Genomic DNA, 20,645 nt, shown 5'->3' with positions numbered 1-20,645 from the left:
GTGCCCGCATTCACTGGACCCTTTATGTACCAACTCCCTGACCTGCTCAACCTGATGGCGCGCCTGCGCGACCCGCAGCATGGCTGCCCATGGGACCTGAAGCAGTCCTACGCCAGCATCGTGCCGCACACCCTCGAGGAAGCGTACGAAGTGGCCGACGCCATCGAACGCGGCGCTTTCGACGAATTGCCGGGTGAACTCGGCGACCTGTTGTTCCAGGTTGTCTATTACAGTCAGCTGGCAGAGGAAGAGGGGCGCTTCGATTTCGCCGCGGTGGTCGACGGCATCACCCGCAAGCTGGTGCGTCGCCACCCCCACGTATTTCCCGATGGCGATCTGTATGGTCCGCTTGATCAGCCACGCCTCGGCGAAGCCGAGGTCAAGCAGCGCTGGGAAGCGATCAAGGCCGAGGAGCGTGCAGAGCGGGCTCAATCGCCCGAGCAGCTCTCATTGCTCGATGACGTGCCGAACGTGCTGCCGGCCCTGAGCCGTGCCAAGAAGCTGCAGAGCCGCGCGGCCCGCGTCGGCTTCGACTGGCCGGATGCCTTGCCGGTACTCGACAAGGTGCGCGAAGAGCTCGATGAAGTGCTCGAAGCGATCAGCGACAACGACCCAGAAGCCATCGTCGAGGAGATCGGTGATCTGCTGTTCAGCGCCACCAATCTGGCGCGACACCTGAAAGTCGATCCCGAAGCCGCATTACGGGCGGCCAATGGCAAGTTCGAGCGGCGTTTTCGCTTTATCGAGCAGGCATTGCGCGAAGCCGGGCGTCCCATCGAGAATTGCAGCCTGGATGAGCTCGACGCCCTGTGGGGCGAGGCCAAGAAAAGCGAGCGGCAGTCAGGCTGTTGAGCTGACAGCCCCAAGTCAGATGGGCGCGCCCCATCCCGTTAAATTGTCTGGGTATAGGTAGGTTATGGCGATTTCACTACGTGACCAGTTGCTCAAAGCCGGGTTGGTCAACGAGAAGCAGGTCAAGCAGGCCACCAAGCAACAACACAAGCAGCAGCGCATGGTAAAAAAAGGCCAGGCTGAAGAGGACAACAGCAGCCAGCTCGCGGCCCAGCAGGCCAAGGCCGAGAAGGCCGCGCGCGATCAGGAGCTCAACCGGCAGCAGCAGGAAAAGGCCGAGCAGAAAGCCCGCGTTGCGCAGATCAAACAACTGATCGAGGCCTCGCGCCTGCCCAAGCTGACCACCGAGGATTACTACAACTTCGTTGACGACAAGAAGGTCAAGCGCCTGCCGGTCAACGCGATGATGCGCGACAAGCTAAGCCGCGGCTCGCTGGCCATCGTGCGCCACGGCGGCGGTTACGAAGTGATTCCGCGCGACGCCGCATTGCGAATTCAGGAGCGCGACCCACAGCGTGTGCTGCTGCTCAATACGCCGACCGAGGCGCCGGATGAAGATGATCCGTACGCGGCGTATCAGGTGCCAGACGACCTGATGTGGTAAACGCCAGCCATGAAAAAGCCCGCATCGTGCGGGCTTTTTCATGGGATTCCGATTTTATTCCGAATGGGCTGCCTCATGGTCGTGGGCTTGTAGCTCCGCCTGATATGCGACCGCTTCCTCTTCGGAGGGGAAGATGCCGACCAACTGATCGTTCTGATACACGTCCCAGACCCGCAGGCCCTCGGCCTGGGCTTCGTGGGACATATGGTGTTCGTCACGTTCGGTTACTACGAGTACGCTCATTTTATTTCTCCAGTATTTCCGGACAAATGCTGCGCAAGGCGGTTGCGCTCGTGCTTAGCCTGCTAAGCAACGACATGGTTTGTGACTGTAGCAATTGGTTACAAGTTCCGTGGCCGCTTCGTTTGTGTCCATTTTTATTGGCCGTTGAAAAAAGGTAGGCATAAAAAAACCGGGGCATGCCCCGGTTTCTCTGGCGTGTGGAGTTCAGGTCAGTCGCGGCGACCTTCCACGGTCTTGCCATCGACGGTGCCCGACTTGAGCATGATCTGGTATTCCTTGCCGTCCTTCTCGACCTGATGCAGGCGCACCAGCAAATAATCCCAGTCCTTGGCGAACCACAGGATGGTCTTGCGGCTGCTTTGCGTCGGGTCGCGCACGCGCTCGACCTTGATGGCGTCGATCAGGCCGGCGGCGGTACGCACTACTTCCTCTCCAAGTACGCGGAAATCGTAGGTTTCGATCTCGTCACCGTCGACCACCTGGTAGCTCATGCTTTTTTCGCCAGCGGCCACGTCATGCTGCAGGGCCAACTGGTAGGTCGACTTGTCCTGCATGCCGCGGTTGAGCGGGAAGCGCACCGGGTTGCCGCGGTCGCTGCCGATTACCTGCTTCTGGGTCCAGTCGAAATCGAACTCGACATCCTTGCTCTTGCCCAGGCCGCTGCGCTCGAACTTGTAATTGTGCGGCACGAAGGTGTCGCCATCGACCGAGAAGGTGCTCTGCTCGGTCAGGCCGGCGACCAGCATGGAGGCCTTGAACACCAGCTGCCAACGCCCGTCGTCGAGCTTCTGCAGGCTGCGTTCCGCGGAGCCGCTGACCGGAACCTGTTTCCAGTCGGCGGTGTAGCTGGCGGAGAAGGGCTTCGGCTCTGCGGCGAGGGCAGGCAGGCTGAACAACGCCAGGGCAAGCATTAAGGCGCGGCGCATGGAGTCTCCTTGCTGTTAATGGGGTAACCGGTGGCCGGCAGAGTAACACCGTCTAGCTGGGGGCCGGCCTCCGTGAGGTGCAAACGCCCCTCGGCGAACCAGCGTATGGCCAGCGGGTAGATCCGGTGTTCCTGGGCGTGAACCCTTTGCGCCAGGCTGGCGGCCGTGTCTTGCGAATGTACCGAGATTACTGCCTGTACGACCAGAGGACCACCATCGAGTTCCTCGGTCACGAAGTGCACGCTGCAGCCGTGCTCGGTGTCGCCGGCCTCCAGCGCACGCTGATGGGTGTGCAGACCTTTGTGGCGTGGCAGCAGTGAGGGGTGAATGTTCAGCAGGCGACCATGGTAGTGGCGCACGAAGGCAGGGGTGAGAATGCGCATGAAGCCGGCGAGCACCACCAAATGCGGCTCGAAGCCGTCGATGGCCTCCGTCAGGGCGGCGTCGAAGGCGTCGCGGCCCTGGTAATCGCCGTGCTCCAGCACGTGGGTGGCGATGCCGGCGGCCTGCGCACGTTGCAGGCCGTAGGCATCGCTGCGGTTGGCGATCACCGCGGCGATGCGCACCGGGTTATCGCCATCAGCGGTGCTGTCGATCAGCGCCTGAAGGTTGCTGCCGGTGCCCGACAGCAGTACCACCACGTTACAGGGTCGCGGCATCAGTGGCTTTTCAGGTTGTTCAGCACGACACGCTCGGCGCCTTCGGCTGCGGCGGCGATCTGGCCGATGACCCAGGGCTGCTCACCGGCGCTGCGCAGGCTCTGCAGGGCGGTGTCGACCTGATCCTGGGCGACGCAGATGACCATGCCCACGCCGCAGTTCAGCACGCGGTGCATTTCATGCTCGTCGACGTTGCCTTTGTCCTGCAGGAAGTCGAACACTGCCGGGCGCTGCCAGCTGGCCACGTCGATCACTGCCTGGGCGTTGTCCGGCAGTACGCGCGGGATGTTGTCCAGCAGGCCGCCACCGGTGATGTGGGCCATGGCCTTGACCGCGCCGGTCTTCTTGATCAGCTCCAGCAGCGGCTTGACGTAAATGCGTGTCGGCGCCATCAGCAGGTCGGCCAGGGGCTTGCCGTCGAGCTGGGTGTTTTCGATGTCGGTGCCGGACACTTCGAGGATCTTGCGGATCAGCGAGTAGCCATTGGAGTGCGGGCCGGAGGAGGGCAGCGCGATCAGTGCGTCGCCGGTAGCGACCTTGGAACCGTCGATGATCTCGGCCTTCTCGACCACGCCCACACAGAAACCGGCCAGGTCGTAGTCTTCGCCTTCGTACATGCCCGGCATCTCGGCGGTTTCACCACCGACCAGGGAGCAGCCGGCCAGTTCGCAGCCGGCGCCGATGCCGGTCACCACGGTGGCGGCCACATCGACGTTCAGTTTGCCGGTGGCGTAGTAGTCGAGGAAGAACAGCGGCTCGGCGCCACAGACCACCAGGTCGTTGACGCACATGGCGACCAGGTCCTGGCCGATGCTGTCATGCTTGTTCAGGTTCAGGGCCAGACGCAGCTTGGTGCCGACGCCGTCTGTGCCGCTGACCAGCACCGGCTGTTTGTAGCCGGCCGGGATCTCGCACAGAGCGCCGAAGCCGCCCAGGCCACCCATGACTTCAGGACGGGCGGTGCGCTTGGCTACGCCCTTGATGCGTTCGACCAGGGCTTCGCCCGCGTCGATGTCCACACCTGCGTCCTTGTAGCTGATGGAGGGTTGCTTGCTCATAGATCCAGGCCTTTGGAAGGGGAATGTCGGGATAGCATCGGCCCCTCGGGGCCGGTCTGCGAAGGCGCGCGATTTTATCAGGCTTGCCCGGCAGCGGCCAGCTACCGTGCCGAGTGCGGGTCTTGGCGCCTGCCCGGCAGGCGATGAAACCCCGCCTGATCTGGTCGGTCACACCCAGGCCGGTTAAGCCCGGTAACTGCCGCGTGGCTTGCGATGCCATGGCAACAGCCCCTAAGGTATAGCGCCGCGGCCCGTTGCCGCGCGCCGCCTTCTTCAGCCGAGAGTTCTCCGTTCATGCGCCCGACCTTCCGCCCCCTGCTTCTCTGCCTGACACTGCTGAGCCTGCCGACCCTGGCGGCGACCGTCAGTGACCTCTATCAGGTGCGCGAGACGGTTGCGAGCCAGCAGCCCGAGGAGCGCGATGCCGCTCTGCAGCGCGCGGTCGATACCTTGGTGCTGCGCCTGACCGGCAAGCCGGATGCGGCCAAGGGATCGGCGCTGGCGGAGTTGCGCAAGGATCCGCAGCAGATCATCAGCCAGTACGGGTACGAGGGCGATCACCTAGTGGTCGATTTCGACGCGGTGTCCACCGATCGCTCCCTGCGTCAGGCCGGTTTGCCGCTCTGGGGCGTCAACCGCCCGGCGATTCTCGCCTGGTGGCTGAACGAGACGGTCGACGGCGGCAACATCGTCGGTGACGGCCAGGCCGCTGCCGAGCCGCTGCGCGAGGCCGCCCAGCACCGTGGCTTGCCGTTGCGCCTGCCGTTGGCCGACCTCAGCGAGCAGCTGGTGGCGACCAAGGAGACGCTGGGCGCCAAGGATCCGGGCGAGCTGCGTTCGGCATCCGAGCGCTACGGCGTCGACGCCTTGCTGGCGGTGCGCGCCAGTGAAGCGGACGGTAAGTGGCAGGCCAACTGGCAGCTTTGGCTGGGCGATGATCATGAACAGGGCAAGGCCGAAGCAGCCGACCAGGCCGCGTTGGCCGATGCGGTGTTGCTGGCGGTGAGCGAGCGCCTGGCGCCGCGCTTCGTGGTCGCGCCGGGCGCAAGCTCGACGCAGACCTTGGAAGTCATCGGCGCCGATCTGTCGCGTTACGCGGAGCTGCAGCGTGTTCTCGAGCCATTCGGTGCTCAACTGCAGTCGGTGGAAGCGGATCGACTGATCTACAAGGTCAGCGCCAGCCCCGAGCAGCTGCGTACCCAGCTGGGCCTGCTGCAGCTGCACAAGGTGTCGGCTGCCGAACTGGCTGCCGAGACACCGGCGCCTGCTGAACCCCAGGCATCCACCGAGCCCGGCGCTCCGGTCGACGCCAGCCAGCCGCCCGCACCGCCTCAGGCTGCGCCACCAGCCGCTGACGCCAAGCCTCGTGGCGATGTTCTGTACTTTCGCTGGTAGACTGCGCCTCACCTGAACCGCTTCGCTTTGCACGACCTCGGCCTTGTCCGAGGTCGTTTTGCGAGTGGGCACTGACCTGACATTTTTCGAGGATCGAGCATGGCCGTTTCGTCTCGCTGGCTGTGGATTGCCGTGGTGCTGGTACTGGGCGGCCTGTTGTACCTGCTGCACCCGATTCTCTCGCCATTTCTGATTGGCATCCTGATCGCCTACCTGGGTGATCCGCTGGTCGATCGCCTGGAGCGCCTGAAGCTGTCGCGCACCTGGGGTGTGATCGTGGTGTTCGCCCTGTTCACCCTGTTGATGGCCCTGGGTCTGCTGGTGTTAATCCCGATGCTGGGTAAGCAGCTGGTACGTCTCTACGAGCTGTTGCCGCAGATGCTCGACTGGGCGCAGAACCAGGCGCTGCCCTGGGTTCAGGTCAAGCTCGGTCTGAACGAGGGCTTCTGGCGCTTCGATGAATTGAAGAAAGCGTTGTCCGGTCACCTTGGGCAAACTACCGATATCGCCGGGCTGGTGCTGTCGCAGGTCACCGCGTCGAGCCTGGCGCTGGTGGCCTGGGTGGCCAACCTGCTGCTGATTCCGGTGGTCAGCTTCTACCTGATGCGCGACTGGGATCTGCTGGTCAGCAAGCTGCGCAGCCTGGTGCCGCGTGACAATGAAAGCGTGGTGGTGAAGCTGGTCGGCGAGTGCCACGAAGTGCTGGGCGCCTTCCTGCGTGGCCAGCTCTTGGTGATGCTGGCGCTGGGCGGCATGTATGCGGTTGGCCTGATGGCCATCGGCCTGGAGCTGGGTTTGTTGATCGGCCTGCTGGCGGGCCTAGCGAGCATCGTGCCGTACCTCGGTGTGGTAGTAGGCATCGGCAGTGCGCTGCTGGCGGGGCTGTTCCAGTTCGGCGGCGACCCTTACCCGCTGTTGATGATTGCCGGCGTATTCGTGGTCGGTCAGTTGCTCGAAGGTATGCTGCTGACGCCACTGCTGGTCGGCGACCGCATCGGTCTGCACCCGGTGGCGGTGATCTTCGCGATCATGGCTGGCGGCCAGCTGTTCGGTTTTACCGGTATTCTTGTGGCGCTGCCGGTGGCCGCAGTGATCATGGTGCTGCTGCGCCATGTGCACGAACTGTACAAGCAGTCCGATGCCTACGCGGGGCAGGCTCCGGTGCAGCCAAAGCCTGGACGCAAGGCGCGCTGAAGCCGCTTCTCGTTGGCTAAATCCTTGTATTGCCTTGGAAAGTGGGTCAATGACAGGCAGCCGCCAAGGGTATAAACTGCGCCACCTTTATTCAGAGCGCCAAGCGGGCTCCGCCGAGCCAATTTCTCCAGCATGAAGCCGATTCAACTGCCCCTGGGTGTACGTCTGCGCGACGACGCCACCTTCGCCAATTACTACCCGGGCGCCAATGCCGCTGCCCTCGGGTACGTGGAGCGTCTGTGCGAAGCCGAGGCAGGCTGGACGGAGAGCCTGATCTATCTGTGGGGCGGCGAAGGCGTCGGGCGCAGCCACCTGTTGCAGGCGGCCTGCCTGCGCTTCGAGCAGCTTGGCGAACGTGCCGTCTATTTGCCACTGGCCGACGTGGTGCAATACGGCCCGGCGATTCTCGACAACCTGGAACAGTTCGAGCTGGTCTGCCTGGACGATCTGGAAGCCGCTGCCGGCCAGCGCGCCTGGGAAGAAGCGCTGTTCCACCTGTTCAATCGCCTGCGCGACAGCGGTCGCCGTCTGCTGCTGTCGGCCAATGCATCACCGCGCGAATTGTCGATCAAGCTGCCCGACCTCAAGTCGCGCCTGACCCTGGCTCTGGTATTCCAGCTGCAGTCGCTGTCCGACGAGGACAAATTGCGCGCTCTGCAGCTGCGGGCTTCGCGCCGCGGCCTTCACATGAGCGAAGAAGTGGGGCGCTTCATCCTTACCCGTGGCGAGCGCAGCATGAGCGCATTGTTCGAGCTGCTCGAGCGTCTGGATCAGGCGTCGCTGCAGGAAAAGCGCAAGCTGACCATTCCCTTCCTCAAGGAAACCTTGGACTGGTAGCTAGCTCCGGCCCGGTCGCATCCTACATCTCGCTGCTTTCTTCCACGCTGCCGATCCGCTGGTACTGTGCGCACCAGCGCGTATACAGCAGCGCGCTGGTGAACAGCGTCAGGCTGAGCAGAATTTCCAGCCAGCCGAACAACCGCTTGGACGGATCGAATGCCGCCAGCACGCCCTGGATGAAATACAGGTTCACCACGAAGCAGGCCCACGAGTGGGTGCGCGGGTGGCCGCCGATGATGCCCGGTGCGAGCAGCAGCAAGGGCAGCAGCTGAAAGGCCAGCACTGCCCACAGCAGCGTGCTGGGCACGGCGGCGTAACCCAGGTTCCAGATCAGCAACAACGCCGCCAGGGCCAGAAAGCTGGCCAGGCTCAGATAGCGGCAGGCGCGCAGGCGCGGCAGCAGCCAATCCACGCTGGGCAGCGACTTGGCCGCTTTAGCCACGTTCATCGCCCAGCTTGAGGGCGATGCTCGCCAGGCGTTGGCCCAGAGCGCGGCACAGGGTGATCTCATGCTCGTCGAGCGCCCGCTTGCCGTCGGCGCCTGCATGATGGCTGGCGCCATAGGGCGTGCCGCCGCCGCGAGTCTCGACCAGCGCGGATTCGCTGTATGGCAGCCCGGTGATCAGCATGCCGTGATGCAGCAGCGGCAGCAGCATCGACAGCAGGGTGCTTTCCTGGCCGCCATGCAGGCTGGCCGTGGAGGTGAACACGCCCGCCGGTTTGCCGACCAGGCTGCCGGTCAGCCACAGGTTGCTGGTGCCGTCGAGGAAGTACTTCAGCGGCGCGGCCATGTTGCCGAAGCGTGTCGGGCTGCCCACTGCCAGGCCAGCGCAGTTCTTCAGGTCGTCGAGGCTGGCGTAGGGTGCGCCCTCGGCGGGAATGCTGTCGGCGACCGCTTCGCACTCGGCGGAAACCGCTGGCACGGTGCGCAGGCGCGCTTCCATACCCTGCAGTTCGATGCCGCGGGCGATCTGACGGGCCATCTCGGCGGTAGCGCCATGGCGGCTGTAGTAGAGCACCAGAATGTAGGGGGGCGTCATGGCAGCAGCTCCAGGATGTTTTCCGGCGGCCGACCGATCACGGCGCGATCGCCGGCGATCAGGATCGGCCGTTCGATCAGGCGCGGGTGGGTGATCATGGCCTCGATCAGCGCTTCTTCATCGAGTGCGCTGTCGGCCAGGTTCAGTTCGCGGTATTCGTCTTCACCGCTGCGCAGCAGTTGCCGCGCGGGCATGCCGAGCTTGTTGAGCACCTCGCGCAATTGTGCGGCGCTGGGCGGGTTATCGAGGTAAAGCACCACGCTCGGCTGCAGGTCGCGCTCTTCGAGCAGTTGCAGGGCTGCGCGGGATTTCGAGCAGCGCGGGTTGTGATAAAGGGTCAGATCGGTCATGGCAGTCGTCGCTTCTGGCGGCAGATGGCGGCTATTCTAACCGCGTCGGCGTCTTGCGCTGAACGGGGTGCGGCAATCAGGGCGAACCTAAGTGCCGGCCCGGCGTCTGTAGTGCGTCGGTCACAATGGCTTGTGGCCAGCTTTTCCGCTCGTTCGTATTGCCTGTGCCCCAGGTGGCGCCGGCTTGACGATGATGCACAGATTTCGACTGCCCTTAAGAGGTGGGTATGCAGCAGCGTCTGCGAGACTGGTTTGAGTTTTGGGGATTCCTCTGGCAGCGCTTCTTCGATAATCGCGGTGCCGACAATGCCGCAGCGCTGACCTATACCACGCTGTTTGCGGTGGTGCCGATGATGACCGTCACCTTTGCGGTGCTCTCCGCCGTGCCGGCCTTCCAGGGTACTGGTGAGCAGATCCAGGCGTTCATCTTTCATAATTTCGTGCCGTCTGCTGGCGAGACGCTGCAGGAGTACTTGCGTGATTTCACCACCCAGGCCCGGCAGCTGACCTGGATCGGCGTCGCCGTGCTGGCGGTCACAGCGTTCTGGATGCTGGTCACCGTCGAGCGCACCTTCAACACCATTTGGCGGGTACGACAGCCGCGGCGCGGTATCGCCACCTTCCTGCTGTACTGGGCGATCCTCAGCCTGGGTCCGATGCTGTTGGGCGCCGGTTTCGCCATCAGCACCTATGTCGCCTCGCTGTCGCTGCTCAGCGGGCCGGACGCGGTAGTCGGCGCCAAGACGTTGCTGCGTTTCACGCCGCTGCTGTTCAGCGTGGCGGCTTTCACTCTGCTCTACGCAGCGGTGCCCAACGCCCGGGTGCCGCTGCGCCATGCGTTGTGGGGTGGGCTGTTCACGGCGGTGCTGCTGGAGTTGGCCAAGGCGATTTTCGGCTTTTACGTGCGTTTCTTCCCCGGCTACCAGTTGATCTATGGCGCCTTTGCCACGGTACCGCTGTTCCTTTTCTGGGTGTTCCTGTCCTGGCTGATCGTGTTGCTGGGGGCGGAGCTGGTCTGCAACCTGGGTGTTTCCCATCAATGGCGCAAGCGCGCGATGCCCAGGGCGCTGGTGTTGCTAGGGATTCTGCGGGTATTCCACGCGCGTCAGCGTACCGGACTCAAGGTGCGTCATCGCGATATTCAGCGTCAGGGCTGGTTGCTGCCCGAGCATGAATGGGAGGAGGTGCTGAGCTTTCTGGAGGACCAGCGTCTGGTCGCCAGCACCGGCGGCGATAGCTGGATGCTCAGCCGCGACCTGAATCATTACTCACTGCAGCAACTGATCGAGCGCAGTCCCTGGCCGTTGCCCCACCTGAGTCAACTGCCCGATGAATTGGACGAGCCCTGGTATCCCGCGCTGCGTGAGGCGCTGAAGCGGCTGCATGACGAGCAGACGGTGTTGTTCGGCAACAGTCTGGCGCATTGGCTGGAGGGGCAGGGCGGTGACGCAAAGTGACGTTTCACGTCGCTTGTTGATGTTCAGTCTGATATCTCGGTGCTACCCTGTGGTGCCGGCTGATTGGCGTCAGCAAGCTGGCATGCTTCTGGCTATGCACTTTCAGCCGATGTTGCACCATCCAGAGAAAGAACAATGCTCAAACCATCCGCCAAGGTCGTGATGCTCCATGCTCGTGATAGCGAGCGTGCGCTGGAGAATCTGAATCGCATCACCGGGCTGCGTTTCAGTCGCTGGCCCGAGTCCTTGGTGACCACCACCGCTACTGCGGCGGTAGCAGGTGATCAGCCTCGCCAGGGGCTCTGCGATGCGTCTGCCGAGGTCAATCAGGCGTTGGCCTGACCAACCAGCGTTTGCGCAATCGTCGCTTCGACGGCCTGTACGAAAAGCTCTTCGACTTTCACCTCGACCTGCAGCTGAGCCGAGCGCAGACGTATCTGCATGTCCTCGATCCGTTGCGCCACTGGTAGGCGTGCGATACCGGAAAGTAGGATCCTGTCCTGGGCGCCGACCTTGGCGTGATCCAGGTTGACTGAGCGGATCTGCTCGCCGTCGCGATAGCGAACCTGCAGGGATACCAGGCTGCCGGCCTGGCCGGGCAGATGCAGCCAGGCGGCCACGTTGAACTCGGCCACCCGCCCGTCATAGTCAGTCAATTGCAGGTGGGCGCTCTGGATCAGATGGGCGGGGACCTGGCCGATCAGTGTGTCATGGGCGTTAGGCATGCGGATTCCCTGGCTGGCGAAGGACGTCAACGGGTAAGTATAAGGACGGTGCCCTTGCTCAAACTGTGCGCCAGGCCGCCCTTACGGGTGACCGGCTTCTCATTCAGGGCAGTTCCAGCGGGTGACGGCTTACCGTGGCACTGGCCAGGTTGCACGCTGGCAGCTGCAGTCGGTTCTGGTTGACCGCGCTGGGCAGTTGCAGCCACAGGTTTTCGCCGTCGCTGAACTGGTTGTGCGGCACCCACAGGCCGTGGTGCCAGCCCTCTCGGGGTTTCGGCGTGCTCTGCAGAATACCGAGATGTGCCTGGCTGCTGGGCGCGCGCCTGAGCCAGGTCGGTTGTGCCAGCCCCTTTAGGTAGCGAAGGCCCAGGTGAAATCCGTCGTCGTTGAGATGTCGCCAGCACACCAGGGCCAGCACGTCGCTGTCGGCAATCAACAGCACCAACTGACCAACCGGCAGGCTGTGGGCGACGTGTGCCGGGCAGAGCAGGCGTGCGCCGCCCGGGCCGATATCGAGAATCTGGCCTGGTGTGCATTGCGGCCGCTGCTGCAGAAGCTGGGCATGGATGGCCGGTATACCGATGGCCAGCCGGCAATCGCTTTGTTGCGGGGTGCGCGAATGGCGACGCTGATCGGTGCCCAGCCAGTGATGATGCACCCGCTCGAGCAGCTCGCGTTCACCTGCGCTGCGCAGTGGCGCAGGCTCACCAAGTGCCACCAGCAGGGCGCCCAGCTCCAGGCGCCGCAGGCTTTCATCGCCAGCCTGCGGGCGTTGCTGATAGGTCAGGCACGGCTGCGGACGCTGCAGATCGATCAGCGGGCCTTCGGATTTGTCCTCCGCATCCCAAGGCAGCAGGCGGGCAAGCGCTGCCAGCGGGGCCAGGGCGGCGAACAGTCGCTGACATTCTTCCGGCTGCAGGTGCGGCGGGTTGCTCAGGGCCAGCAGCAATATCTGCTGATAGAGCCCGCGCAGGGTGTCGGCCGGTATAGGCGTAAATGCCGCGGCTACCGGCTCGTCGAGACAGCCATGCTGCTCGCCCAGCCAGTAGAGCAGGTGGCTGTCCTGCCAGAGGCTGGCATCTGCTTCACGGTACTGCTGGAAATGGCGCAGCAAGGTTTGGGCGATAAAGTGCTGAGCCATGTAAAGGCACCAGGCCAGGTGCGGCTGAGATGGCTTGTGACCCTGCAGTATCTGCAGCAGCAGACGCTTGTAGCCAATGGCGAGCTCATTGCACAGTTGCAGCTGGTGTTCGGCGTTGGCGGGAAGGCTGCCCGAAGCGCTGTAGTAGCGATACTCGTCACTGAAGTTTTGCAGCGCCCTCTGTCTTTCGAGTAAGGTCATTGCGCTGCGATTCAGGTGCGCGAGTCGGGTGATCACTTCTTGCAGGCCGGCTTCCGGCGGCAACTGGCGAGAGGCGCTCAGGCTTGTGCCGAGGGTGGCCTGGTCGATCGAGTCGGTCTGAAGCGCGTCGGGTACAGCGAGCTGCAGGGCATCCAGTGTCATAGCAACCTTATCGATATGAGGACCGTTTCCATGGTAGAGCGATTCCCGCGAGTCATCGGGCTGATGATGCTGCTCATAGCCGCTGCGGTGCTGGCAGGTTGCAAGGCAGACGTGGGTGTCGACCAGCATGGGCAGAAGGTAGCGGTTGAGCGCCTTGAAGGCCAGTGGCTGGTTATCAATTATTGGGCCGAATGGTGCGGGCCTTGTCGTTCGGAGATACCCGAACTGAACGGCCTGGCGCCCGAACTGGAGAAGCAGTCCATCGGCCTCTTCGGCGTGAATTTCGACGGCTTGCAGGGCGAAGAGCTCAGCAAGGCGGCCGAGGCGCTGGGTATCGAGTTCACCGTGTTGGCCAAGGATCCTGCCGAACGTCTCGGTTTACCGCCCAGTGACGCCCTGCCGGTTACCTATATCGTTGACGATCAGGGCAAAGTTCGTGAGCGTCTGCTTGGTGAACAGACCGCCGAAGGTCTCAAGGCGCGGCTGGCGGCGCTGCGTCAGGAGGGTTGAGACCATGAACATCATCTGCCGTCACGCTTATGTCGAAGGGCGTGTGCAGGGCGTCGGTTTTCGCCAGAGCACGGCTAGCGAAGCCCGGCGCTTGCAGCTATCAGGCTGGGTGCGCAATCTGGCCGATGGCCGTGTCGAGGTCTTGTTCGAGGGTGAGGAGGGCGCTGTACATTCACTGGCCCAGTGGCTCGAGCGCGGACCTTCAGGTGCTCGCGTAGTATCGCTAACGCTGAGTGAGCATCCGATACAGGATGCACAGCACTTCGAGATTCGCCGTTAACGAACTAGTCTTCGCCCGGGTCGGCAGCCAGCCGGCCGGCTTTTTGTGTGAGCGAATTGAGAAATTCGGCCTGCAGTTCCGGATCGTTGCGGGTCAGCTCGATCAGGCTCTGCTCCAGCTCGCTGGCCTCTTCCTCCAACCCCAGGTCGGACAGGCGCTTGACGCGGTGCACCCATTGCTCGACGTCCGCGCCTTCGAGGTCGTCGTAGATCAGGTCATGAGCCTCACGCAGCTTGCCGCGCAGCGTGCGACTGACCAGTAGCGTTGCCTCGGCGCTGGTGGCGTCCTGCTCGTCGGTCACGCTCAGTACCAGGGTGCCGACACGGGCGATGTCCTGATCAGCGAACGGGCCGTCGAGCAGGTTGAGTCGCAGCACGCCATTGCGGTCGGTGAGCAGCTCGTGGGTCTGTGTGCCGGCCTTGATGGTCACAGGGCGTTCGGCCCAGGGCAGGCTGGAATAGTCCGTGCGGGTCTCCTGACGCTTTTCGTCGATACCGGCCAGGTTTTGCTGCGAGCGGCCATTGGATTCCACGTTCATGAACGGGTTGATACCCGCCACGCCGTAGCTGATCCAGTCCTTGGTGGCGGTATCCGGAATGCGCCCCAGGGCCACCACATTGAGCACGTTGGCGCCAATGCCGCCGACGATTGCCACTGCGCCCAGCGGGATTTCATAGATCTCGCGCCACGGCTGGTAAGGCGTGTAGCGGTCGTAGTGGCGGGTCACCTCGAACGGCGTCACCTCGAAGACCTTCTGTTCGTTCACGCGCACCCGCCGCTGCGGCAGCTCCAGCACCTCGGGCTGCCCCACGTCGATCTGCAGGCTGTGGCTCAGCAGTTTGCGTTCGACACGTTCCTCGTGCTCGCTGCGCTGCGGCAGATGGTTGGCGCAGCCAGCGAGGAAGAAGGCGCCACAGGTGGTGGCGCCGAGAAGGCGTAGGGTGCTTCGCTTGAACATGACGGCTCTTTGGCGGGTCAGCGGCGGATACGGTTCTGGATGAACGGCAGGATCTCGTCGACGGCGACTGGCTGAGCCTCGGTTTCCAGACGGCTCTTGTACTCCAGGTTGCCTTCGGCCAGGCCGCGGTCGCTGACCACAATACGATGCGGAATGCCGATCAACTCCATGTCTGCGAATTTGATGCCCGGACTGGTCTTTTTGTCACGGTCATCCAGCAATACTTCGAAGCCGGCGGCGGTCAGTTCGCCGTACAACTTGTCGGTCGCCTCGCGTACGGCATCGGTTTCGTAACGCAGCGGTACCAGGGCGATCTGGAAGGGCGCCAGGGCATCGTTCCAGATAATGCCGCGCTCGTCGCTATTCTGTTCGATGGCCGCAGCGACCACGCGCGATACGCCGATACCGTAGCAACCCATGCTCAGTACGACCGGCTTGCCGTTCTCGCCCAGTACCTGGCAGTTCATTGCCTCGCTGTACTTGGTGCCCAGCTGAAAGATGTGCCCGACTTCGATGCCGCGCTTGATCTCCAGGGTGCCTTTGCCATCCGGGCTCGGGTCGCCAGCCACCACGTTGCGCAGGTCGGCAACGGTCGGTACCGGCAGGTCGCGCTCCCAGTTCACGCCGAAGTAGTGCTTGTCGTCGATGTTGGCGCCGATGGCGAAGTCGCTCATCAGTTCCACCGAGCGGTCGATGATGATCGGCAGCGGCAGATTCAGCGGGCCCAGGGAACCAGCACCGGCACCGATGGCGTCGCGCAGCTCGGCATCCGAGGCCATTACCAGCGGGCTGGCGACACCAGGCTGGTTGGCGGCCTTGATCTCGTTCAGCTCGTGATCGCCACGAACGATCAGCGCGATCAGCTTGCCTTCTTCTTCGGCATGCACGATCAGCGTCTTGATGGTGCGTTCGATGGGCAGGTCGTAGCCCTCGACCAGCTGCTGAATGGTCTTGGCGTTCGGGGTGTCGACCAGACGCAGCTCTTCGCTCGGCGCCGGGCGGGCGGACTCGCGAGGAATGGCTTCGGCCTTCTCGATGTTGGCGGCGTAATCGGAAGCGTTGCTGAAGACGATATCGTCTTCACCTGATTCGGCCAGTACGTGAAATTCGTGGGAGCCAGCGCCGCCGATGGAGCCGTTGTCCGCCACTACCGGGCGGAAGTTCAGGCCCAGGCGGGTAAAGATGTTGCAGTAGGCCTGATGCATGCGGTCGTAGGTCTGCTGCAGAGATGCCTGGTCGGCATGGAAGGAGTAGGCGTCCTTCATGATGAACTCGCGACCGCGCATCAGGCCGAAGCGCGGACGGATCTCGTCGCGGAACTTGGTCTGGATCTGGTAAAGGTTCAGCGGCAGTTGCTTGTAGCTGTTCAACTCGTTGCGGGCCAGATCGGTGATTACTTCTTCGTGGGTCGGGCCCACGCAGAACTCACGATCATGACGATCCTTGATGCGTAGCAGCTCCGGCCCGTACTGCACCCAGCGACCAGACTCCTGCCACAGCTCCGCTGGCTGTATTGCCGGCATCAACACTTCCAGCGCGCCGGCAGCGTCCATCTCTTCACGCACGATTCTTTCCACCTTGCGCAGGGTGCGCAGGCCCATCGGCAGCCAGGTGTACAGGCCGGAGGCGAGCTTGCGGATCATGCCGGCGCGCAGCAGGAGCTGGTGGCTGATTACGACAGCATCGGAGGGCGTTTCTTTGAGGGTCGAAAGCAGGAACTGACTGGTGCGCATGATGGGCCGTTCTGTCGGTTGCGAAGGGGGATTTTATGGCTCGGCATTGTACGGCGCGAGGCCGGTGGCGTACAGGATGGGAGGTGTCAGTGTTGGGGTTTGGTGGGTGTTGGAGTGGTTCGCCTGCCGACGGGACTTATGTATTTACGCTGCAATAAAAAACCCGGCCGGAGCCGGGTTTCTGAACTGCTGTCAGGCTCGCGCGCGATTACAGAACGCTGAGCGGGTAGTCGATGATCAGACGGACATCGTTGTTATCCGCACCGTATTCGGCATTTTGAACGCCATTAGCACGCCAGACTGCACTGCGCAGACGGAAGGACAGGTCTTTGGCTGGGCCATCCTGAACGACATACTTGGTTTCGAAGTCGAATTCGTGCTCTTTGCCTTCCTCGCCAACGCCAGTATTGATATTGTCACCGTAGACATAGCGGGTCATGAAGCTCAGACCAGGTACGCCATACGTAGCCATATTCAAGTCATAACGGGCTTGCCAGGAGCGCTCGTCTTGGCGGTCAAAGTCGGAGAACTGAACAGAGTTAGCCGTGAAGATGGTGCCGTTGCCATCAACGCCGTAGGCGTAGGCGCTGCTGCCAGAGGAGCGCTGATGAGCCAGGGTGAACTTGTGTGCACCCAGGGAGTAGGCTACTGCCAGGCTCCACAGTTTGTTGTCTACATCGCCTGCCAGCTCTTGACCTTGGCTCTTGGTCTTGTATGCATTCAGGTCAAAGTTAAGAGCCTGAGAGTCGCTCAGCGGCAGGTTGTAGTTGAGGTTGACATACTGCTTCTTGAAGAAGTCATCAACGTCAGAGGCATGAATTGCGCCAGTAAAGTTTTCGGTGAATGCATAGCTCGCGCCAGCAATATTTGCTGATTTGAGGGTGCTATCAGCGGCACCCATGACAACGGTGTCGCGCCCAGTCGCTGTTTGGCTGCTCAATGCGGTAAAGCGACCCGCGCTCAGTTCCAGGCCTTCGATTTCCTTGCTGGTGATGTACGTCCCGGTAGCTACCTCAGGCACGATACGGCTATCGTCAGTGCTGAAAACAGGGCTGGCAACGAATTGGTTACCGTATTTCAGTACAGTGTTTGAAATACGGAACTTGACTGCACCGCCAACTTCAGTCTGCGTGTCTTCGCCGCGACCATCGCTGGTTTGACCGAATTGGCCGGTACCATAGCGGCCACGACCGCTGTCGATTTTGATGCTGCTCAGGCTGTGAGCGTCAAGGCCGAAGCCAACTGTGCCTTGGGTGAAACCGGACTCATAAAGCAGGCGAATGCCAAGGCCTGTTTCTTCGCGATAGCCGGCCGGATTGGCAGATTGGCTAGCACCATTGGCTGCGCCATTTTTGAAATCACGGTTCATGTAGAGAACGCGGTTGAAAATATCGAAGCTGCTGTCTTCGATGAAACCCTTGGACTCGGACTGTTCCGAAGCCACTGCCATCTGAGAGGTACCCGCAGCCACAGCCAGGGCGATTACGCTCCACTTCATCACTCGCATCGTGATTTGCTCCTTTGGTTTAGAAGAGTACTGCCGCTGCTCAATAAGGTTGTTATGGCGAGCAGCTCTATTTCTTTTTGTGTCGGATGGAACTTATAGCACGGCACTTTGTATTGGCGATAGTTTCGATCTATCCACTTCGTTGCAACCTATGCGTCTGTCGCTAAGCGCAAGCGGCAGGTCGTAATCAGGTAAATCCTACCTGCTAAGTACCATCCAACGGTTTACAGCTCTATTACAGGGCCTCCAAGCGTTACCGCGGAGCCCCATCAGGGAGCGCTGCGAGCATATAAGCAAAAGGCGTGCTCAAAATCCTGAAGCGCCTGTAAATAATGGCGCCGAACTGCTTTTTATCGCTGGAAAGTACAGATTGTCGACGTAATCATTCGATTTTTAGTGAGCTGGTTAGTGTGCTTTTTAGTAGCTAGCTATTTATATGCGTGTTTTGTTGATAATGAGTTTTACTTGGCGATTTCGATCAAGTCTGAATGTTTACTTTGGGAAACAATATGGTGCGCGCAGTAGCGAAGGTGTGCATGGTTTTGGTGCGCTTGTTCGGGGTTAATTTTCAATACCTTGGCGGGTATGCTGCCGCCTCTATTGGCGCCCTCTTGGTGGGCGGTTTGTCGAGATGAGGTGAGCAAATGTTCGTACTGGATTCGCGTCTGCAGCAGGACACCTTCGTGCTAGGGGATCTGCCGCTAAGTCGCGTGCTGCTAAGTAACGATGCCCGTTACCCCTGGTTCATTCTGGTGCCGCGACGCGAAGACGTCAGTGAGGTGTTTCAGCTCAGTGCCGAGGACCAGCAGGCGTTGTGGGCAGAAACTGCACTGCTGGGCGAGGTGCTCAAGGATGCATTCAAGGCCGATAAGATCAATATCGCCACCCTAGGTAACGTGGTCAGTCAGCTGCATATGCATGTGATCGTGCGTTACCGTGATGATGATGCCTGGCCCGCTCCGGTGTGGGGGCGGCATCCTGCCAAGCCTTACGAAGAGGCGCAGGTGACCGCTCTGCGTGACAAGCTGCGCTCTGCCATGCCGCGTCAGTATCGTGTCGGGGAGGTTTGAATGACGGCGCTCGAAGAACGCATCGTCGAGCTGGAAAGCCGTCAGGCCTTTCAGGATGACACCATCCAGGCCCTGAATGACGCGTTGGTGGAGCAGCAAAAGCTGATCGAGCGCTTGCAGGTGCAAATCCAGGCGCTGGCCAAGCGTCAGGAGGAAGTCAGCCCCTTCAGTGCCTCGCAAGATGAGGCGCCGCCACCCCATTATTGAGAGCGGGCGCCATAAATGAAAAAGCCCCGCATCGCGGGGCTTTTCGCTGGTTGGCGGATCAGCGCCGTGTCGGCAGGGCGGCGATCACGTCTTCTGCCTGCAGGCCCTTGTCGCGCTGCATCACGGAAAACTCCACGCGTTGGCCTTCCACTAGAACGCGGTGGCCTTCGCCACGGATCGCGCGAAAGTGCACGAAGATATCTTCGCCAGCGTCGCGGGAGATGAAGCCAAACCCCTTCGAGGTGTTGAACCACTTCACGGTGCCGGTCTCGCGGTCACCCAGATCGGCTTGCGGCGCTGCCTTCTTTCTGTCGAAGCGCAGGTTGGTGCCCAGGTGCAGAGCAACGGCCAGAGAGATGATCAGCAGGCTGAACAGCAGGGCAGGTTGCTCGGCGATGAGCGGCAAGGGGGCAAGCAGAATCAGCGCTTGCAGCAAAGTGCCGAGGATCAGCAGGGCGCACGCCAGGTTTTGCAGATGTTGACGGGCATTGCTGTGCCACAGCGGAAACTGCGTAGCCAGCAGTAGGTTGAGAAAGCCAAAGAGTGCTAGGCACAGCGCATCGGGGTGTTGCAGGAACGACTGGCCGTCATTTAGGCCGGGGGCGATGGATAACAGCAGGGCCGACAGCCCCACCAGCAGGTGGACGATTTTAAACATGTTCAACGCACTCACTCGATAAAAGGATCACCAGGAACAGCTGGCTCCACGCGATTTGCCGTGACGTAAGGGCGATGAAGGTTCGGGAGGGCCAGCCTATGCGCCGGCCCATGAGTCGGGATGGCGGCACGGGGCGTATTTAACAGCAAAGAGAAGGGCTACTCAAATGGGCGGCGCTGGGTAGGCGGCTGTGGCGGTATGAAACGAAACAGGGCTACCATGGCAGCCCTGTTGGTGTGGCGATCAGGCAGCCAGCAGGCTGCGCAGCATCCACGCGGTTTTTTCGTGGACCTGCATGCGTTGGGTCAGCAGATCGGCGGTCGGCTCGTCGCTGACCTTGTCGAGCAGCGGGAAGATACCGCGCGCAGTGCGCACCACCGCTTCCTGGCCCTGCACGAGCAGCTTGATCATCTCGTCAGCGCTCGGCACGCCTTCTTCTTCCTTGATGGAGGAGAGGCGGGCATAGGCGGCGTAGGTGCCCGGCGCCGGGAAGCCCAGCGCGCGAATGCGCTCGGCGATGGCGTCGACCGCCAGTGCCAGCTCGGTGTACTGCGCCTCGAACATCAGGTGCAGGGTGTTGAACATCGGGCCGGTGACGTTCCAGTGGAAGTTATGGGTTTTCAGGTACAGGGTATAAGTGTCTGCGAGCAGGCGCGACAGGCCTTCGGCGATGGCTTCGCGATCCTGTTCGGCGATGCCGATATTGATTTCCATGGGGGCTCTCCTGATTGGGCCAATGGTTAAAAGGTCGATGGCAAAAATCCTATCATGACCGTTCGTCACATGCGTCGGCTTCGTCTCAATGACGGTCATGCTTTGAATCAATCGCGGCTAACGGGTTCAGCTCATTTGCCCGGGCGGTGGCGCGCATCACG

Annotated in this window: 25 protein-coding genes and 1 pseudogene; 11 read left to right on the top strand and 15 right to left on the bottom strand. The window is 61.8% G+C overall.

Going from position 1 to position 20,645, the window contains the following annotated elements; all coding sequences use genetic code 11:
- Positions 1-24 precede the first annotated feature (24 nt).
- Positions 25-852, top strand: a complete 828-nt coding sequence (mazG, locus tag PVA39_RS14790) for a nucleoside triphosphate pyrophosphohydrolase (protein ID WP_274124682.1) — start codon at positions 25-27, stop codon at positions 850-852.
- Between the two features lie 64 nt (positions 853-916).
- Positions 917-1,456, top strand: a complete 540-nt coding sequence (locus tag PVA39_RS14785) for a DUF2058 domain-containing protein (RefSeq protein WP_274124681.1) — start codon at positions 917-919, stop codon at positions 1,454-1,456.
- A 54-nt stretch (positions 1,457-1,510) separates the two neighbouring features.
- On the opposite strand, the gene PVA39_RS14780 is transcribed toward PVA39_RS14785, so the two are convergent.
- The 4 genes from PVA39_RS14780 to purM form a co-directional block, all read right to left on the bottom strand.
- On the bottom strand, positions 1,511-1,699 hold the full coding sequence (locus PVA39_RS14780) for a hypothetical protein (RefSeq protein ID WP_013790608.1): 189 nt from the start codon (positions 1,697-1,699) through the stop codon (positions 1,511-1,513).
- 209 nt (positions 1,700-1,908) lie between these two features.
- The gene (locus tag PVA39_RS14775; protein WP_274124680.1) at positions 1,909-2,625 is read right to left on the bottom strand and encodes a DUF3108 domain-containing protein; all 717 of its coding nucleotides are present in this window, start codon (positions 2,623-2,625) and stop codon (positions 1,909-1,911) included.
- A complete protein-coding gene (purN, locus tag PVA39_RS14770; RefSeq protein WP_274124679.1) occupies positions 2,610-3,284 on the bottom strand; it encodes a phosphoribosylglycinamide formyltransferase in 675 nt (224 codons plus the stop codon). The genes PVA39_RS14775 and purN overlap by 16 nt, the downstream gene beginning before the upstream one ends.
- Positions 3,284-4,342, bottom strand: coding sequence for a phosphoribosylformylglycinamidine cyclo-ligase (purM, locus tag PVA39_RS14765; protein WP_274124678.1), 1,059 nt, complete (start codon positions 4,340-4,342; stop codon positions 3,284-3,286). The genes purN and purM overlap by 1 nt, the downstream gene beginning before the upstream one ends.
- A gap of 294 nt (positions 4,343-4,636) precedes the next feature.
- Here purM and PVA39_RS14760 point away from each other — a divergent pair, with 294 nt between their 5' ends.
- The 3 genes from PVA39_RS14760 to hda all read left to right on the top strand — a co-directional run bounded on the left by PVA39_RS14760 (position 4,637) and on the right by hda (position 7,768).
- Complete coding sequence (locus tag PVA39_RS14760; protein ID WP_274124677.1) at positions 4,637-5,737, top strand: DUF2066 domain-containing protein; 1,101 nt, start codon at positions 4,637-4,639, stop codon at positions 5,735-5,737.
- Positions 5,738-5,836: 99 nt separating this feature from the next.
- Positions 5,837-6,931, top strand: coding sequence for an AI-2E family transporter (locus tag PVA39_RS14755; protein ID WP_274124676.1), 1,095 nt, complete (start codon positions 5,837-5,839; stop codon positions 6,929-6,931).
- A gap of 132 nt (positions 6,932-7,063) precedes the next feature.
- Entirely contained in the window at positions 7,064-7,768 is a 705-nt protein-coding gene (hda, locus tag PVA39_RS14750; protein ID WP_274124675.1) for a DnaA regulatory inactivator Hda, read from the top strand.
- 22 nt (positions 7,769-7,790) lie between these two features.
- Here the strand turns inward: hda and PVA39_RS14745 are convergent, their stop codons facing one another.
- Genes PVA39_RS14745 through arsC form a run of 3 tightly spaced genes read right to left on the bottom strand, consistent with a single transcriptional unit; the run spans position 7,791 to position 9,161 of the window.
- A complete protein-coding gene (locus PVA39_RS14745; RefSeq protein ID WP_093503509.1) occupies positions 7,791-8,213 on the bottom strand; it encodes a DUF2069 domain-containing protein in 423 nt (140 codons plus the stop codon).
- Complete coding sequence (gene wrbA / locus PVA39_RS14740) at positions 8,206-8,811, bottom strand: NAD(P)H:quinone oxidoreductase (protein WP_274124674.1); 606 nt, start codon at positions 8,809-8,811, stop codon at positions 8,206-8,208. The genes PVA39_RS14745 and wrbA overlap by 8 nt, the downstream gene beginning before the upstream one ends.
- Positions 8,808-9,161: an arsenate reductase (glutaredoxin) gene (gene arsC, locus PVA39_RS14735; protein WP_274124673.1), complete on the bottom strand. Its 354-nt coding sequence runs from the start codon at positions 9,159-9,161 to the stop codon at positions 8,808-8,810. The genes wrbA and arsC overlap by 4 nt, the downstream gene beginning before the upstream one ends.
- 227 nt (positions 9,162-9,388) lie before the next feature.
- Between arsC and PVA39_RS14730 the strand changes: the two genes are divergently transcribed.
- Both PVA39_RS14730 and PVA39_RS14725 read left to right on the top strand, forming a co-directional pair.
- Positions 9,389-10,618, top strand: a complete 1,230-nt coding sequence (locus tag PVA39_RS14730; protein WP_274124672.1) for a YihY family inner membrane protein — start codon at positions 9,389-9,391, stop codon at positions 10,616-10,618.
- A gap of 135 nt (positions 10,619-10,753) precedes the next feature.
- On the top strand, positions 10,754-10,960 hold the full coding sequence (locus PVA39_RS14725) for a hypothetical protein (protein ID WP_274124671.1): 207 nt from the start codon (positions 10,754-10,756) through the stop codon (positions 10,958-10,960).
- Here PVA39_RS14725 and PVA39_RS14720 read toward each other — a convergent pair.
- Both PVA39_RS14720 and PVA39_RS14715 read right to left on the bottom strand, forming a co-directional pair.
- Positions 10,945-11,343, bottom strand: a complete 399-nt coding sequence (locus PVA39_RS14720; RefSeq protein ID WP_274124670.1) for a hypothetical protein — start codon at positions 11,341-11,343, stop codon at positions 10,945-10,947. The genes PVA39_RS14725 and PVA39_RS14720 overlap by 16 nt on opposite strands.
- A 103-nt stretch (positions 11,344-11,446) precedes the next feature.
- Entirely contained in the window at positions 11,447-12,847 is a 1,401-nt protein-coding gene (locus tag PVA39_RS14715; RefSeq protein ID WP_274124669.1) for a PilZ domain-containing protein, read from the bottom strand.
- A 30-nt stretch (positions 12,848-12,877) separates the two neighbouring features.
- Here PVA39_RS14715 and PVA39_RS14710 point away from each other — a divergent pair, with 30 nt between their 5' ends.
- Together PVA39_RS14710 and PVA39_RS14705 are read left to right on the top strand one after the other, a co-directional pair.
- Positions 12,878-13,357: a TlpA disulfide reductase family protein gene (locus PVA39_RS14710; protein ID WP_274124668.1), complete on the top strand. Its 480-nt coding sequence runs from the start codon at positions 12,878-12,880 to the stop codon at positions 13,355-13,357.
- A gap of 4 nt (positions 13,358-13,361) precedes the next feature.
- Positions 13,362-13,637, top strand: a complete 276-nt coding sequence (locus tag PVA39_RS14705) for an acylphosphatase (protein WP_274124667.1) — start codon at positions 13,362-13,364, stop codon at positions 13,635-13,637.
- Between the two features lie 4 nt (positions 13,638-13,641).
- Here the strand turns inward: PVA39_RS14705 and PVA39_RS14700 are convergent, their stop codons facing one another.
- From PVA39_RS14700 to PVA39_RS14690, 3 genes are all read right to left on the bottom strand, one after another.
- Positions 13,642-14,595: a hypothetical protein gene (locus tag PVA39_RS14700; protein ID WP_274124666.1), complete on the bottom strand. Its 954-nt coding sequence runs from the start codon at positions 14,593-14,595 to the stop codon at positions 13,642-13,644.
- A gap of 17 nt (positions 14,596-14,612) precedes the next feature.
- Positions 14,613-16,328, bottom strand: a complete 1,716-nt coding sequence (locus tag PVA39_RS14695; protein ID WP_274124665.1) for a proline--tRNA ligase — start codon at positions 16,326-16,328, stop codon at positions 14,613-14,615.
- Positions 16,329-16,536: 208 nt separating this feature from the next.
- Positions 16,537-17,835: an OprD family porin gene (locus tag PVA39_RS14690; protein WP_274124664.1), complete on the bottom strand. Its 1,299-nt coding sequence runs from the start codon at positions 17,833-17,835 to the stop codon at positions 16,537-16,539.
- A gap of 644 nt (positions 17,836-18,479) precedes the next feature.
- Between PVA39_RS14690 and PVA39_RS14685 the strand changes: the two genes are divergently transcribed.
- Together PVA39_RS14685 and PVA39_RS14680 are read left to right on the top strand one after the other, a co-directional pair.
- A complete protein-coding gene (locus PVA39_RS14685) occupies positions 18,480-18,905 on the top strand; it encodes an HIT family protein (protein ID WP_093502717.1) in 426 nt (141 codons plus the stop codon).
- The gene (locus PVA39_RS14680; RefSeq protein WP_027909644.1) at positions 18,906-19,112 is read left to right on the top strand and encodes a SlyX family protein; all 207 of its coding nucleotides are present in this window, start codon (positions 18,906-18,908) and stop codon (positions 19,110-19,112) included.
- A 58-nt stretch (positions 19,113-19,170) separates the two neighbouring features.
- Here PVA39_RS14680 and PVA39_RS14675 read toward each other — a convergent pair whose 3' ends face one another.
- The 3 genes and pseudogenes from PVA39_RS14675 to PVA39_RS14670 form a co-directional block, all read right to left on the bottom strand.
- Entirely contained in the window at positions 19,171-19,395 is a 225-nt protein-coding gene (locus PVA39_RS14675) for a cold-shock protein (RefSeq protein ID WP_167359775.1), read from the bottom strand.
- Between the two features lie 57 nt (positions 19,396-19,452).
- Positions 19,453-19,770 (bottom strand): annotated as a pseudogene (locus PVA39_RS23310) (cold shock domain-containing protein membrane protein); the annotation flags it as partial.
- A 243-nt stretch (positions 19,771-20,013) separates the two neighbouring features.
- Positions 20,014-20,484 (bottom strand): Dps family protein, encoded by a 471-nt coding sequence (locus tag PVA39_RS14670; protein ID WP_013790631.1) that lies wholly within the window; start codon positions 20,482-20,484, stop codon positions 20,014-20,016.
- Between the last annotated feature and the right edge of the window lie 161 nt (positions 20,485-20,645).

The sequence above is a fragment of the Pseudomonas sp. CNPSo 3701 genome (genome assembly GCF_028674975.1).
In the GTDB taxonomy this organism is placed as follows: Bacteria; Pseudomonadota; Gammaproteobacteria; order Pseudomonadales; family Pseudomonadaceae; genus Aquipseudomonas; species Aquipseudomonas straminea.
Note: the sequence above shows the minus strand (reverse complement) of the source record. Positions and strands in the feature narration are given on the sequence as shown.